1 protein-coding gene is annotated in these 1,350 nt (G+C 36.8%); it reads left to right on the forward strand.

Annotation, left to right across the window (positions count from 1 at the left end):
- Positions 1 to 244: 244 nt before the first annotated feature.
- Positions 245 to 1,350 (forward strand): group II intron reverse transcriptase/maturase (gene ltrA, locus C8C76_RS14985; RefSeq protein WP_108143060.1); only part of this gene is annotated, 1,106 nt, incomplete at its 3' end.

The raw sequence follows: 1,350 nt of genomic DNA on the forward strand, positions 1-1,350 counted from the left end.
AATACAGGAGTGGTAGACAGATTTTAATGGTTTAAACACTGCTTAAAGCAGTGGGTCAGGCTGGTAGCCGGAGGGAGAAATCTAATCTCAAAGGTAGTAGGTCAGAAACACCATAACCTCAGTATTAATATGTCAGAGGGGGCGATTGGTGAGAACCTAAAACGTGGCTGATAATATTATGAAGATAGGGTCTGTTTAACTGGACTGTAGAGTTAGAGACTGGTAAGTCGTGAAGTAAGGACTGGTGAAAGAGATAACTGAGAAAACGTACTACACTCTTAAAGATAAAGTAACAAAGATTAGAAATATGAAAGTAGCCGCAAAACATGTCTTAGATAATGGTGGTAGTGCAGGTGTTGATAGAATAGATACAGTAGAATTCAAAGAAAACTATGCAGTCCACATGAGAGAACTGTACAGAGAATTCTTAGAGGATAGATATCACCCCAAACCAGCACTGAGAGTATTTATTCCAAAAAGTGATGGTAGACAGCGACCACTTGGAATACCCACGGTTAAAGATAGAATAGCTCAGGCTGCAGTGAGAGGAATACTGGAGCCAATATATGAAAAAGAATTCTGTGACTGTTCTTTGGGATTTAGGAAAGGTAAATCACAGATAGATGCGATAAACAAAATAGAAGAATATAAAGAGCAGGGATACAAATGGGTATTAGATGCAGACATTAAAGGGTTTTTCGATAATATAGATCATGAGCTTTTAATAGAGTTCATCAAGCAAAAAGTAACAGATGGATGGGTAGTTGAAACAATAAAATCGTGGCTGACCATGGGAGTCATGAAAGATGGAGAATATATACCCACAGAAAAAGGAACCCCGCAGGGTGGTGTAATATCGCCACTTCTGGCAAATATCTTTCTACATGAGTTCGATAAAATAATGGTAGAAAGAGGATATAAACTGGTGCGATTTGCTGATGATTTTGTGGTGATGACAAAATCAAAAAGAAAAGCAAAAAGAGCTTATGAAGTAGTTAAAGAAATCATTACAGGAAAACTAAAATTAGCGCTGCATCCAGAAAAGACAGTAATAACTAACTTTGGTGAAGGATTTGTATTTTTAGGATTTGAATTCATAGCCTGGAGATACAAAAGACCGAGAAAGAAATCACTAGAAAAGTTCAAAGATAAGGTTAGAAAAGTTACTAAGAGAAATCAGCCCTGGAAAGTGGAATCAATCATAAAAAGGTTAAATGCTAAAATATATGGCTGGGCTAATTATTTCGGTCATGGAAATGTGAAGAAACTTTTTAGGTGCCTAGATGGATGGATACGAATGCGGCTAAGGTCATATATGGAGAAAAAGAAAGCAGTTAAGAATCAAAACAA

Source organism: Halanaerobium saccharolyticum, from assembly GCF_003053565.1.
GTDB lineage: Bacteria > Bacillota > Halanaerobiia > Halanaerobiales > Halanaerobiaceae > Halanaerobium > Halanaerobium saccharolyticum_B.